At 71.8% G+C, this 13,174-nt stretch carries 10 protein-coding genes and 1 tRNA gene; 4 read left to right on the top strand and 7 right to left on the bottom strand.

Annotated features, from left to right (window positions below; all coding sequences use genetic code 11):
- Window position 1: 1 nt before the first annotated feature.
- Window positions 2-1,006: a sugar phosphate isomerase/epimerase family protein gene (locus tag ACIPYW_RS08890; RefSeq protein ID WP_400412724.1), complete on the bottom strand. Its 1,005-nt coding sequence runs from the start codon at window positions 1,004-1,006 to the stop codon at window positions 2-4.
- Window positions 1,003-2,217 (bottom strand): Gfo/Idh/MocA family protein, encoded by a 1,215-nt coding sequence (locus ACIPYW_RS08885; protein ID WP_400412723.1) that lies wholly within the window; start codon window positions 2,215-2,217, stop codon window positions 1,003-1,005. Before ACIPYW_RS08885 ends, ACIPYW_RS08890 begins: the two co-directional genes overlap by 4 nt.
- A gap of 95 nt (window positions 2,218-2,312) precedes the next feature.
- On the opposite strand from ACIPYW_RS08885, the gene ACIPYW_RS08880 reads away from it, so the two are divergent.
- Complete coding sequence (locus ACIPYW_RS08880) at window positions 2,313-3,323, top strand: LacI family DNA-binding transcriptional regulator (RefSeq protein ID WP_400412722.1); 1,011 nt, start codon at window positions 2,313-2,315, stop codon at window positions 3,321-3,323.
- Window positions 3,324-3,493: 170 nt separating this feature from the next.
- Here ACIPYW_RS08880 and ACIPYW_RS08875 read toward each other — a convergent pair whose 3' ends face one another.
- A complete protein-coding gene (locus ACIPYW_RS08875; RefSeq protein ID WP_400412721.1) occupies window positions 3,494-4,501 on the bottom strand; it encodes a glycosyl hydrolase family 18 protein in 1,008 nt (335 codons plus the stop codon).
- Window positions 4,502-4,568: 67 nt separating this feature from the next.
- Window positions 4,569-5,018 carry a MarR family winged helix-turn-helix transcriptional regulator gene (locus tag ACIPYW_RS08870; protein ID WP_400412720.1) on the bottom strand — a complete coding sequence of 150 codons (450 nt, stop codon included), beginning with the start codon at window positions 5,016-5,018 and terminating at the stop codon, window positions 4,569-4,571.
- A 121-nt stretch (window positions 5,019-5,139) separates the two neighbouring features.
- On the opposite strand from ACIPYW_RS08870, the gene ACIPYW_RS08865 reads away from it, so the two are divergent.
- Window positions 5,140-6,333: an MFS transporter gene (locus ACIPYW_RS08865; protein ID WP_400412719.1), complete on the top strand. Its 1,194-nt coding sequence runs from the start codon at window positions 5,140-5,142 to the stop codon at window positions 6,331-6,333.
- Between the two features lie 219 nt (window positions 6,334-6,552).
- Here ACIPYW_RS08865 and ACIPYW_RS08860 read toward each other — a convergent pair.
- From ACIPYW_RS08860 to ACIPYW_RS08850, 3 genes are all read right to left on the bottom strand, one after another.
- Window positions 6,553-6,642: transfer RNA gene (locus ACIPYW_RS08860), tRNA-Ser, on the bottom strand.
- A 341-nt stretch (window positions 6,643-6,983) separates the two neighbouring features.
- Window positions 6,984-7,664, bottom strand: a complete 681-nt coding sequence (locus ACIPYW_RS08855; RefSeq protein ID WP_400412718.1) for a GntR family transcriptional regulator — start codon at window positions 7,662-7,664, stop codon at window positions 6,984-6,986.
- 153 nt (window positions 7,665-7,817) lie between these two features.
- Window positions 7,818-9,263 (bottom strand): MFS transporter, encoded by a 1,446-nt coding sequence (locus ACIPYW_RS08850; RefSeq protein WP_400412717.1) that lies wholly within the window; start codon window positions 9,261-9,263, stop codon window positions 7,818-7,820.
- 376 nt (window positions 9,264-9,639) lie between these two features.
- Here ACIPYW_RS08850 and ACIPYW_RS08845 point away from each other — a divergent pair, with 376 nt between their 5' ends.
- Both ACIPYW_RS08845 and ACIPYW_RS08840 read left to right on the top strand, forming a co-directional pair.
- Window positions 9,640-11,025, top strand: a complete 1,386-nt coding sequence (locus tag ACIPYW_RS08845) for an AAA family ATPase (protein ID WP_290134114.1) — start codon at window positions 9,640-9,642, stop codon at window positions 11,023-11,025.
- Window positions 11,018-13,075, top strand: a complete 2,058-nt coding sequence (locus ACIPYW_RS08840) for a VWA domain-containing protein (protein WP_400412716.1) — start codon at window positions 11,018-11,020, stop codon at window positions 13,073-13,075. The genes ACIPYW_RS08845 and ACIPYW_RS08840 overlap by 8 nt, the downstream gene beginning before the upstream one ends.
- Window positions 13,076-13,174 lie beyond the last annotated feature (99 nt).

The raw sequence follows: 13,174 nt of genomic DNA, 5'->3' as shown, positions 1-13,174 counted from the left end.
CTCAGACGCGGGCCGCCAGCGCCGCGTCCGCCGCCGTCAGGACGCGCGCCGCCACGGCGACGCCCTCCTCGCGCCCGAGCTCGGTGTCCTCGTGCTCGATGTTCACCCAGATGTCGGGGTCGACCTCGTGGAGCGCGGCGAGGAACTCCGTCCAGTAGGCGACGTCGTGCCCCTTGCCGAGCGCGACGAAGTCCCACGCGGCCGGCTTCGGCCACTCGTTCGCCCACTCGTCGCCGCCGAGGTTCGTGCGCGCCTCGCCGGGCGACAGGCGACGGAAGGAGTTGTCGAGCACACCGTTGATCGCCGCGTGGGGGTTGACGCGGACGTCCTTCGCGGCGGCGTGGAAGACGAGCGGGCCGAGGTCGCGCACGACCGCCACGGGGTCCATCTGCTGCCAGAACAGGTGGCTCGCGTCGAGTTCGACACCGGTGTTCGTCAGCCTGCCCCGCTCGACGAGCTCGCGGACCGACGCCGGGTTGAACACGAGGTTCTGCGGGTGCAGCTCGAGGGCGACCCGCACACCGAGCTCCCGGGCGAGCGCGTCGATCTCCTGCCAGAACGGCACCGCGACGCTCCACTGGTGCTCGAGCACGTCGAGGGCGGCGGAGTTCCACGCGTTGACGATCCAGTTCGGTCGACGCCCGCCCGGCTCACCGGCGGGGAGGCCCGACATGGTGACGACCCGGGTCTGCCCGAGGCGGGCTGCGAGCCGGATGCTCCGACGGAGGTCCTCGGCGTGCGCCGGTCCGATCGCGGGGTCCGGGTGCAGCGGGTTGCCGTTGCAGTTGAGTCCGGCGATCTCGACCCCGGTGCCCTCGAACTGCGCGAGGAACGCGTCGCGTGCGGCGTCGTCAACGAGGATCGCGTCGATGTCCGGAACGTGCACCGGGGGCAGGAACCCGCCGGTGTTGAGTTCGATGCCGGTGAGGCCGTTGCCCGCGATCGCCGTCAGGGCGTCGGCGAGCGGCCGGTCGTGGAAGATCGCGTTGTAGAGACCGAGCTTCATGCGAGCGCTCCTTCGGTGGTGGGGACGTCGACGGTGGCCCCGCCGGCCGCGGCGGACCGTGCCACCGCGTCGAGGACCTCCATGTTGTGGACGCCGTCGTCGAACGTGGCGTTGGCCGGCAGCGGGTCGGCGGTGTTGCCGACGACCTCGTCGAGGAAGGCACGGGCCTGGTACTCGAACATCTGGTTCTGGCCCCAGCCGACGCCCGGCGCGTCCATCGCCATGCCGCCGGCGACGTACGGGTGGTCCGGGCCGAGCACGACCTGCCGGAACCCGCCCAGCCGTGCGCCGTCGGAGCGCAGGGCGAGGCCGATCTCGCTCGGGCGCTCCTGGTCCCACCGCGCAGCACCCTGCTCGCAGAAGACCTCGACGACGAGGCCGTTCGGGTGCCCGGCGGCGACCCGCGAGACCTCGAACGAGCCGACCGCGGCGCCGTCCCCGAGCCGCGCGCCGAACGTGGCGTAGTCGTCGTTCTCGACGTCGGCGTACTCGCCGGTCAGCGGGACCGCCTGGCCGCGGAGCGCGAACCCGGCTGCGATCGGACGCTTCGTGATCGCGGTCGTGAACATGCCTCCGTTGACGCTCCGGACGTCACCGGTGAGGAACTCGGCGACGTACGTCAGGTGCGATCCGACGTCGGCGAGTGCGCCGGTCCCGGGAGCGCCGGCGAACCGCCACGAGAACGGCACCTCGGGCGAAACGCCGTAGTCGGTCCAGTACCGCCCGGAGACGTGCAGGACCCGGCCGAGTGTGCCGTCCTCGACGAGCTGCCGGATCGCGGCGAGCCCCGGGGCACGCCGGTAGGTGAAGCCCACACGGCCGAGAACGCCGTCCGCCTCGGCGGCACGAGCCGCGTCCGCCATGGCGCGCGCGTCGTCGAGCGTGTCCGACAGCGGCTTCTCGCACAGCACGTGCTTGCCCGCCGCGAGCAGCCCCTCGACGATCTCGCGGTGCAGGTGGTTCGCGACGACGACGCTCACCACGTCGACGTCGTCCGCCTCCGCGACCGCCCGCCAGTCGGTGTCGTGCCGCGCGTAGCCGAACCGCCGCGCCGCTTCGTCGGCGAGCGGCTCGTAGACGTCACCGACCGTGACGAGCCGGACGGGCGGCAGGCTCCGGCCGAACAGGGACGGGGCGTTCCGCCACGCGGCCATGTGGGCCTTGCCCGCCATGCCCGCGCCGATGACGGCGACGCCGATGCTGTCGCTCATGGTCTCTCCCTCGAGATCGTGGCCGATTCTGGAACGTTCCAGACCGTGCGGCTAGACTGTACCTCCCCGAACCCATGTCCTGTCAAGGAGTGCCCGTGCCGGACCGCGCCCCGACGATCATCGACGTCGCCGCGCGCGCCGGGGTGTCGAAGTCGCTCGTGAGCATGGTGATGCGGGCGGACGCCGGCGTCTCCCCACGACGTCGGGACGCGGTGCTCGCCGCCGCCGCCGAACTCGGGTACCGGCCGAACCGCGCGGCGGCGATCCTCGCCGGCACCCGGACCCGCACGATCGGCGTCGTGGTCGACGACTTCCGGAACCCGTGGTTCGTGCCGCTCCTCGACGGCATCCGGGACGCCCTCGCACCGCACGGGCTCCGGCTCACCCTCGCGGACGTCCGCGCGAACGCGCACCTCGGGTCCTCCCCCATCGACGACCTCCTCTCGCTCCGTGTCGACGGGGTCGTGCTCGCCGCCGAGGGCTTCCCCGACCTGGTCGCACCGTCCGGCACCCCGGTCGTCGTCGCCGGCGCGCGCGGTGACGTCCCCGGGGACCTCGACGTCGTCGCGTCGGACGAGTCCGCCGGCGGGCGACTGGCGGTGGCGCACCTGGTCGGTGCGGGTCACCGGCACGTCGTGCACGTGACCGGCTCGGGAGGCCCGGCAGCGGTCCGTCGTTCGGCCGCCGTCGCCGAGATGATCGCCTCCGGCGTCGAACCGCTCGTGCACGGCTCCGGGCCGACCTCGGAGGCCACCGGCTACGAGGGCACGCGGCGGGCGCTCGCGGAGCACCCGGAGGTCACCGCGGTGTTCGCCGCGAACGACGTCATGGCGATGGGCGCGATCGCCGCCGTCCGCGAGGCCGGACTCCGGGTGCCGGAGGACGTCTCGGTCATCGGGAACGACGAGACACCGCTCGCGTCGTCACCGCTGTTGCGCCTGACGACGGTGGACCCGCACAACGAGGAGGTCGGTCGGCTCGCCGCCACGCGCCTCGTCGAGCGGATCGCCGGCGGCGTGGTCGCCACCGCTGCCCCTCCGCCGACACGGACCCTCGTCGACCCGACGCTCGTCGTCCGCGCGACGACGGGGCCGCCGCGCCGCTGACGTCCCCGCGGCGACGCTGGGGCCCGCCGCCGCGCCGCGCTCGTCGCGCCGCGCCGGCGCTCGTCGCGCCGCGCCGGCGCTCGCCGCGTTCGCACAACCGAAGTCATCCGGCACCACGGTTGCGCGTGGTGTCGTCGGTCTTCGGTTGTGCGACGGCCACTCGCGCCGGGTCAGGTGCGCGGCAGCGCCTCCAGGTTCAACGACCAGAGCGCGACGCCGTGCAGGTGGAGCGTCGTCGCGAGGGCCACGCGGGCGCGGTAGGACCGTGCGTCCGACCAGTGCACGCGGACGCCGTCACGCAGCGCCGCGGACCACTCGCCGTCGCGGGCCGACCAGGTCGCGGCCTTCCCGGCGAGCTCCGCAGCCCGGGCAGGCGTCACCTGCTCGCCGTCGTGCTCACCGCCCCACACGTAGCCGTAGCCAGCGATCCCGAGGTCGATCCGGCTCCGCGGGACGCCCTCGGCCTCGGCTGCGCGGACGACCCGCTCCGTCCAGGGCAGCGACCCGATCGTGCCGGGGCCGCTCCACGGCCCGTGCTGGTCGTAGGTCATGAGCACGACCCGGTCGACGTGCCGGGCGAGCCGCCGGAGGTCGTAGCCGGTGTCGCGGTAGCCGTCGGCGTCCGTCGAGGCCATGACCGCGATCGAGACCCGTGCGCTCCGGCCGAGGCGGTCGTGCACGGCGTCGGACAGCTCGCCCGCGAACGCGACGAGGCCCGCCCGGTCGCGCGCACGGAGTGACTCGAGGTCGATCTGCACGCCCCGCATGCCGAGGTCGTGCGCACGCCGGGCGAGCTCGTCGGCGACGGCTGAGCGGTGCGCTGCGTGCGACAGCAGGGCGGTGCCGATCTGCGGGGAGAAGTCGCCGAGGTCGGACGAGAAGTTGCTCACCAGGAGCTCGGGCGACGAACCCGCCCGGGTGGCCGTCCGCGCGAGCGCAGCGGTGCCGTCGGGCGGGTCCAGCAGCGTCGCGCCGTCGTCCGCCAGGGTCACACCGTCGATCCCGATCGTGCTCGCCCGGTCCGCAGCGGCCGTCACGCGGCCCGCCGCCCCCGACCCGGGTTCGACGTAGCCCTCGACGGCGAGCCGACCGGCGGCGACGCTCGGATCGGGCGAACAGCCCGCGAGCAGGATGCCGGCCAGCAGGACCGCGGCCACGGTGATTCCTCGACGCACCATGCGATCACCGTAGCCCGCGGGGCGGGGTCGACCCGTGCCTCCCGGCCGGGTCTCCCACCTGCGATCGTCAGGCGTGCACGCCCTCGAGGCGATCGACCGACGCCGCGAGTTCCTCGAGTTCCGGGACCTCGCGCGCTTCGGCGAGCGCCTCCTCGAGCGCCGCGGCGTGGAGGGGCGTCGCCGCGTCCAGGAGCACCTGGCCGGCGTGGGTGAGCTCCGTGTAGAGGCCACGACGGTCGTCGGCGCAGAGCACGCGGGTGAGCAGCGCCCGGTCCTCGAGCCGGTTGACGAGCCGCGTCGTGGCACTCGGGCTCAGGGCGGCCGCGCGGGCGAGCTGCTGCATCCGCATGTGGAAGCCGTCCTGTCGCCGGAGAGCATCGAGCACCGTGTACTCGACGACGGACAGGTCGACGGCCCGGAGTGCTTGCTCGAGTCGCGTCTCGATGAGGCCGTGCAGGGCGGCGAGGGTCCGCCAGCCGTGCGCGCGGACAGCGGTGGACGTGTCGTCGACACTCATCAGGACCTCCGGGCACACATGTTTGCTTGCGCGGATACCCAGCGTGTACAACTATCGATACCCCGCGTCTGCAACAACCAGCGTACGCGGGACACGCTTGCTGCACAACGGAAGGACCACCATGCCCGCGGGACTCATCGCCCTCGCCCTCGGCGGGTTCGGGATCGGACTCACCGAGTTCGTCATCACCGGACTGCTGCCCGAGGTCGCCGCCGACTACGGCGTGACCGAGACCACCGCCGGATGGCTCGTCACCGGGTACGCCCTCGCCGTGATCATCGGGGCGCTCGGCCTCACCGCCGCCACCACGCGACTCCCCCGCAAGCAGGTGCTCCTCGGGTTGCTCGTGCTCTTCGTCATCGGGAACACGCTGTCCGCGGCCGCGCCGACGTACGGCGTGATGATGGTCGGTCGGGTGGTCGCTGCGCTCTGCCACGGCGCGTTCTTCGGCATCGGCTCCGTCGTCGCGTCGAACATGGTCGCCCGGGAGCGCCGCGCGTCCGCGGTCGCCCTCATGTTCACCGGCCTCACCGCGTCGAACGTCCTCGGCGTGCCGTTCGGGACCTTCCTCGGGCAGGCACTCGGCTGGCGAGCCACGTTCTGGGCGATCGCCGGCATCGGGGTCGTCGCGCTCGTCGGGGTCCTCGTCCTCGTGCCGGCCGTCCGGCAGACCGAGCAGCCGTCGCTCGTCCGGGAGCTGGGCGCCTTCCGCTCCGGCCAGGTCTGGCTGTCGCTCGGGATCACGGTCCTCGGGTACGGCGGGATGTTCGGCGCGTTCACCTACATCGCGTACACGCTCACCTCGGTCAGCGGCTTCGCGTCCTCCACCGTCCCCTGGCTGCTCGTGGTGTTCGGCGTCGGGCTGTTCATCGGGAACTTCGTCGGCGGCAAGCTCGCCGCACGGTCGATCGACGGCACGCTCCTCGTCGTCCTGTCCGCACTGACGGTCGTGCTCGCGCTGTTCGCCCTCGTCGCGACCTCGCCGGCGCTGACCGTGGTCGCCCTCGTGCTCATGGGGGCGTTCGGGTTCGCCACGGTGCCGGCGCTGCAGACGCGGGTGATGCACCACGCGGACCACGCGCCGACCCTGGCGAGCGGCGCGAACATCGCGGCGTTCAACCTCGGGAACGCACTCGGGGCATGGATCGGCGGCCTGACGATCGCTGCTGGGTTGGGCTACACGTCGCCGATCTGGGCCGGCGCGGCCATCACGGTGGTGTCGGTCGCGCTCACCGTCGTCGCGACCACGGCGGGTCGACGGCACCGGCGCGCAACGGCCGCGGCGAGCGGGACCGGCTCGGTCGCGACCGCGTAGCGACGCGGTGGGCGGCGAGGGTCAGGCGCCCGGCGTCGAACCGCGAAAGCGACATCGAACCGACCGTGCGGCGGTGGTTCGACGTCGCTTTCGCGATGCAAAGCGACGATGCAAAGCGACGAGGCACGGCGGCGGCAGCGCACGGCGGCGGCAACGCACTGCGGCAACCCCGGGAACGACGAGAGCCCCGGTCCGACGGACCGGGGCTCGCATCGAGTGCGGAGACGGAGGGATTTGAACCCTCGGTCCCCTCAAAGGGGACTCCACCTTAGCAGGGTGGTGCACTCGGCCTGACTATGCGACGTCTCCAAGCGCCCTCACGAGCGCTGCCCCCACCATACAGGAGGACGAGCCTGCTCTCGACCCGGACCACGACGGCCGCGCGCGCCGTGAACGACAGTCGGTCCCCCGAAGTGGGGACACGCGGGGGTTGTCCGGGCGTACCCCGGTGCATAGCATCATCGAGACGCGGCGATCACGTTCCGGAGTCCTGCTCCGTAGTCGCGACACAGCACCCGACGTCGCTCCCCCGGCTTCTGGATCCGCGCGCCCGATAGCGATGCGTCCGCCGGAGGGAGCGACTCGACGGGGGCGCGGCCCAGCGCCGCGTCCCCGTTCAGGTCGCCCGCGGTCCTCGGCCAGCAGCAGGTTCACGCCGACAGCGCCACCCCGAACCGCTCGGGCATCCCGATCAGCGCGTCCGCGAGCTCGACCAGCGCCTCCGTGCACGCCGTGACGGCATCACGCTCCGCCGCCGACCGCGCCCGGTCGAGGAGCTCCACCCGGTACCGGCGGTCCACCGCGGCGTCGATGCCGTTCGCCAGGCAGACGTCGTCCGTGAAGAAGAGGTCGAGCACCGCGAACTGCGACTCCAACCAGTCCGCGCTCACGGAAGCCCCCGATCGCCGGAGCACCCACGCCCCGAGCTCGACGAAGCACCCGGCCTCGGTCCGGCACTCCGCGATGAGTCGGCGGTCGAACCGGTCGGCGACGCCAGCGCTGCCGCCGAGGGGATCGACGAGCATTGACCGTGCGATCCGCAGTCGTTCGCACATCTGCCCGACGGTCCAGTCCGCGATGACGACACCCACGTACCGCTGCACCGACACCAGCCGCAGCGCTTCCAGCGGCGCGAGGGCCTCGCGCACGGGTGTGCGCGACACCTGCAGGTCCTCCGCGATCTGCTCGAGCCGCAGCCGTTCGCCCCGCCGGTACACGCCCAGCAGGACGTTCTCGAGCAGGATCGTGAAGGCCGCGTCCCGGAGCAGACTGCGGCGCACGGTGAGGTCGTCCGGCTTCCGGGTGCGTCGACGGTCTGGTCTGCGTTCCACACCGCCAGGCTCACGCACGACGGCCACCGCCCGGTCGGGGACGGCGGCCCTCGTGGATCGTCATCGCGTCGATCGTGTTGTGGAGGAGTGCCATGCCGAGGAGCGTGACACGGACGCGGCCCGCACGCAGAACACTCTGTATCCAGAATTCCACTAGCGCTTCGCGGGCTCCTCCTCCCCGGTGAGGACCGACAGCGGCTGTGTGATGTCCTCGAGTCCCTTCCGGGCCGAGTCCACGCCGAAGATCAGCGCGATCACCCCGCCGACGATCATCACCGCCGAGCCGAGCAGGTAGCCCCAGAAGAGCGGTTCGCGGGAGGAGCCGTCGCCGATGAACGCACCGTAGATGGCGGGGGCGATCGCACCGAAGATCTGCGCGAGCGCGAAGAAGTACGAGATCGCCTGCGACCGCAGCTCGAGCGGGAAGATCTCGGACACCGTGAGGTAGGCGCTGGACGCACCGGCCGAGGCGAAGAAGAACGAGACGCACCAGAACACGACCTGCACCGTGGCACTGATCGCGTCGGCACGGAACAGGAACGCCGACGTCGCGAGCACGAGCCCGGACACGAGGTACGTCAGGAAGATCATCTGCCGGCGACCCCAGGTGTCGAAGAACCGCCCGAGGATGATCGGGCCGAGCAGGTTGCCGATCGCGAACGGGAAGAAGTACACCGACGTCTGCGCGGTCTTCAGCCCGAAGAAGTTCGTCAGCACGAGCGCGTAGGTGAAGAAGATCGCGTTGTAGAGGAACGCCTGCGTGATCATCATCGTCGCGCCGACCAGCGTGCGGGTGGGGTACTGCTTGAAGAGCACCTTGACGATGGTCAGGAACCCCACGCGGTCGAGTGGTGTGACCGTCATCGCCTTCGACTGGTCGACCTCGGGCAGTCGTTCGCCCGTCGACTCCTCGACCGACCGCTCGATCGACGCGACCGTCGCCTCGGCTTCCTCCTCCTTGCCGTGCGTCATCAGCCAGCGCGGACTCTCCGGGATGTGCCGTCGCAGGAAGATGATCGCGATGCCGAGCACCGGCCCGAGGAAGAACCCGATGCGCCACCCGATGTTCTCGGCGAAGTACGACGTGTCGAGCAGGTAGATGTTCGCGAACGCACCGAGCGCCGCACCGCCCCAGTACGTCCCGTTGATCGCGATGTCGACGTGCCCGCGGTACTTCGACGGGATGAGCTCGTCGATCGCCGAGTTGATCGCCGCGTACTCACCGCCGATGCCGAGGCCCGCGACGAACCGGAACGCAGCGAGGAACCAGAAGTCCTGCGCGAGGCCGGCGATGCCCGACCCGATCAGGTAGATCGCGAGCGTCAGGATGAACAGCTTGCGCCGACCGAGTCGGTCGGACATGCGCCCGAAGACGAGCGCGCCGACGACCTGTCCGACCAGGTAGATCGTGCCGAGGGAGGTCACCTGCTGCGTGGAGAGGTCGAGGTCCTGCTGGAACCCGGCGTTCGAGACGATCTGGATCTCGAGACCGTCCAGGATCCACGAGACCCCGAGGCCCACGACGACGCTCCAGTGGAACCGCGTCCACGGCAGCCGGTCCATCCGGGCCGGTACAAGACTCTTGACTGTGCTGCTCACGGATGGAGAACGTACGCCGGGAACGCGCAGGTGGTTCGCAGGTCCACGGCGTCGCGTCACCAGGGTCCGGCGCGGAGCCGGATCCCCCTACTCGAACCCGGCTCCGGCGCCGAAGCCACAATCATCGCAAGTGCAATGACAACCCACAAGCGGACTGGCGCGCCCCGCTCAGCGGCAACGCGGAGCGTTGCGCGGGGCGCGCCGACCGAGCCTGCGAGGGAGGACGGGGCGGGCCCGCCACGCGCCTCTCCCCACCGGCACGGCCGGACCGCCGCTGGCGCGTCGCCCCGGAACCGGCGGCGTGGGCCCGACCGCTTGCTGGTCGCCCCGAGACCGCCGGTGGTGCGTGTCGGAGACGCGGCGTAACGTCGGCGACGTGACCCGACCTGACATCCGTACGGTCGGCGAGCTCCGCGCTTCTGGTCACGTCCAGAAGTCGGTCCGCGCCGAGATCCGCGACAACCTCCTCCAGGCCCTCCGCGAGGGCCGCGACCCGTGGCCCGGCCTGCACGGCTTCGAGACCACCGTGATCCCGCAGCTCGAACGCGCCCTGATCGCCGGGCACGACGTCGTCCTGCTCGGCGAACGCGGTCAGGGCAAGACCCGACTGCTCCGCACCCTGCAGGGGCTGCTCGACGAGTGGACGCCGGTGATCGCCGGCTCCGAGCTCGGTGAGCACCCGTTCGAGCCGATCACGACCGCCAGCACCTCGCGGGCGGCCGACCTCGGCGACGCGATGCCGATCGAGTGGCGGCACCGTGACGACCGCTACGTCGAGAAGCTCGCGACGCCCGACACGAGCGTCGCGGACCTCATCGGCGACGTCGACCCGATGAAGGTCGCGGAGGGCCGCAGCCTCGGTGACCCCGAGACGATCCACTTCGGCCTGGTCCCGCGCGGACACCGGGGCATCGTCGCGATCAACGAGCTGCCCGACCTCGCCGAGCGCATCCAGGTCGCGATGCTCAACGTGATGGAGGAGCGGGACGTCCAGATCCGCGGCTACGTCCTGCGGCTGCCGCTCGACGTGCTCGTCGTGGCGAGCGCCAACCCCGAGGACTACACGAACCGCGGCCGGATCATCACCCCGCTGAAGGACCGGTTCGGCGCCGAGATCCGCACGCACTACCCGATCGAGCTCGCGGACGAGATCGCCGTCATCAAGCAGGAGGCCGCGATCACGGCCGACGTGCCCGACGCGCTCATCGAGATCCTCGCGCGGTTCACCCGGGCACTCCGGCAGTCGAGCGCGGTCGACCAGCGCAGCGGAGTCAGCGCCCGCTTCGCGATCGCCGGCGCCGAGACGGTCTCCGCGGCTGCCGTGCACCGAGCGGCGCGCCAGGGCGAGGAGCACCCGGTCGCCCGCCCGATCGACCTCGAGACCGCCGTCGACGTCCTCGGCGGCAAGATCGAGTTCGAGAACGGTGAAGAAGACCGCGCCGACGAGGTCCTCGAACACCTGCTCCGCACCGCCACGGCCGAGACCGTCCGCGAGCGCTTCCGCGGCATCGACTTCGGCGTCCTGGTCGAGGCCCTCGACGGCGGCACGATGGTCACGACCGGCGAGCAGGTCAGCGCGCGCGACTTCCTCGAGGGGCTGCCGTCCATCGGGGAGTCCGACGTGTACGACCAGGTGTGCGAGCGGCTCGGGGCGAACGACGACGGTGAACGGGCCGGGGCGATCGAACTCGCGCTCGAGGGGTTGTTCCTCGCCCGGAAGATCAGCAAGGAGTCGGGAGGGGGCGAGGCCGTCTATGGCTAGCCGCCAGAACCGACGCCTCACCCGGGACGCCCGCTACGGGAGGTACGAGGGCGGCCCGGACCCGCTCGCCCCACCGGTCGACCTTTCCGAGGCGCTCGACGCCATCGGCGAGGACGTCATGGGCGGCACCTCGCCCGAGCGTGCGCTGCGGGAATTCCTGCGCCGCGGCGGTCGGACACAGCGGGGCCTCGACGACCTCATGCGTCGCGTGGCCGAACGGCGCCGTGACCTCACGAGCCGGAACAACCTCGACGGCACGCTGCAGCAGGTGAAGCAGCTCCTCGACGAGGCCGTGCTCGCCGAACGCGGCGAACTGGCACGCAACGTCGACATCGACGACGGCGACCGCGCCCTCGCCGAGATGCAGCTCGACAGTCTCCCGCCGTCGCCCGCCGCAGCCGTGCAGGAGCTCGGCGGCTACGACTGGACGAGCCCGACCGCCCGCCGGAAGTACGAGGAGATCAAGGACCTCCTCGGCCGCGAGGTCCTCGACCAGCGTTTCGCGGGGATGAAGCAGGCGCTCGAGAACGCCACCGACGAGGACCGCGCCGCCGTCTCGGAGATGATGCGCGACCTCAACGAACTGCTCGAGTCGCACCGCGCCGGGACGGACACGCAGGAGCAGTTCGACGACTTCATGGCGAAGCACGGACAGCACTTCCCGTCGAACCCGAAGGACGTCGACGAGCTCCTCGACGACCTCGCCGCCCGTGCCGCGGCCGCCCAGCGGATGCGCAACTCGATGACCCAGGAGCAGCGGGACGAGCTCGACGCACTGGCCCAGCAGGCGTTCGGCTCCCCCGACCTCATGGGGCAGCTGAGCCAGCTCGACGGCAACCTCCGCGCTCTCCGCCCCGGTGAGGACTGGGGCGGGTCCGAGCGGATGGACGGCGACCAGGGGCTCGGGCTCGGCGACGGCACCGGGGTCTTCCAGGACATCGCCGATCTCGACGCACTCGCCGAGCAGCTCGCGCAGAGCGGGCCCGGCTCGGACCTCGACGACCTCGACCTCGACGCGCTCTCGCGGCAGCTCGGCGACGAGGCGGCCGTCGACGCCCGGACGCTGCAGCAGCTCGAGAAGGCGCTCCGCAACTCGGGCACCGTCCGACGCGGTCCGGACGGGCAGCTGCAACTCACCCCGAAGGCGATGCGGCAGCTCGGGAAGAGCCTCCTCAAGGACGTCGCCGAGCGGATGTCCGGCCGTCAGGGCGCGCGCGACCTCCGACGATCCGGCGCCTCGGGCGAGCCGTCCGGCGCGACGCGTCCGTGGGAGTACGGCGACACCGAGCCGTGGGACGTCACGCGCTCGATCACGAACGCCCTCGTGCGCACCGCGGCGGCCGGACGCTCCGGTCCCGGCGTGCGGCTGGAGATCGACGACGTCGAGGTGCAGGAGACCGAGGCCCGGACGCAGGCCTGCGTGGCGCTGCTCGTCGACACCTCCTTCTCGATGGCGATGGAGGACCGCTGGGTCCCGATGAAGCGCACCGCCCTCGCCCTGCACACCCTCGTGTCCACCCGGTTCCGCGGCGACGACCTGCAGCTGATCGCGTTCGGCCGCGAGGCCGAGGTGATGGACATCGAACAGCTCGTCGGACTCGACGCGATGTGGGACAAGGGCACGAACCTGCACCACGCGCTGCTCCTCGCGAACCGGCACTTCCGGAAGCACCCGACCGCACAGCCGGTGCTGCTGATCGTCACCGACGGCGAGCCCACGTCGCACCTGGAGCCGAACGGGCAGGTCTGGTTCAACTACCCGCCCGACCCGATCACGATCGCGCTCTCCGTCCGCGAGCTCGAGAACGCCGGACGGCTCGGCGCCCAGACCACCTTCTTCCGGCTCGGCGACGACCCGGGGCTCGCCCGGTTCATCGACGCGATGGCGAAACGGGTGGACGGCACGGTCGTGGCGCCGGAGAACGACGACCTCGGGGTCGCCGTGGTCGGCTCCTACCTGGGTTCGCGACGCGGCGGTGGCGCGTACGGCGGCAGCGCCCTCGGCGGCGGCCTCTTCGGCGGGTACGGCCGCAACGACTGGTCGTTCTGAGCCGATCCCGTGACGGCCTGGAGGCCCGTGTCGGCGCCGCCACGGGCCTCCAGGCCGTCACCCGCTCACGCCGCGTCGGAGCGCGACAGCACGATCGAG

Source organism: Curtobacterium sp. NPDC089689 (genome assembly GCF_044749145.1).
GTDB lineage: Bacteria > Actinomycetota > Actinomycetes > Actinomycetales > Microbacteriaceae > Curtobacterium.
This window is presented reverse-complemented; position numbering and strand designations above follow the sequence as displayed.

Excerpts from the sequence above, each read along its gene's own strand:
- ACIPYW_RS08875 (WP_400412721.1), bottom strand. The coding sequence starts at position 4,501 with ATGGTGCGTCGAGGAATCACCGTGGCCGCGGTCCTGCTGGCCGGCATC.
- ACIPYW_RS08870 (WP_400412720.1), bottom strand. The coding sequence starts at position 5,018 with ATGAGTGTCGACGACACGTCCACCGCTGTCCGCGCGCACGGCTGGCGG.
- ACIPYW_RS08890 (WP_400412724.1), bottom strand. The coding sequence starts at position 1,006 with ATGAAGCTCGGTCTCTACAACGCGATCTTCCACGACCGGCCGCTCGCC.
- ACIPYW_RS08885 (WP_400412723.1), bottom strand. The coding sequence starts at position 2,217 with ATGAGCGACAGCATCGGCGTCGCCGTCATCGGCGCGGGCATGGCGGGC.
- ACIPYW_RS08840 (WP_400412716.1), top strand. The coding sequence starts at position 11,018 with ATGGCTAGCCGCCAGAACCGACGCCTCACCCGGGACGCCCGCTACGGG.
- ACIPYW_RS08865 (WP_400412719.1), top strand. The coding sequence starts at position 5,140 with ATGCCCGCGGGACTCATCGCCCTCGCCCTCGGCGGGTTCGGGATCGGA.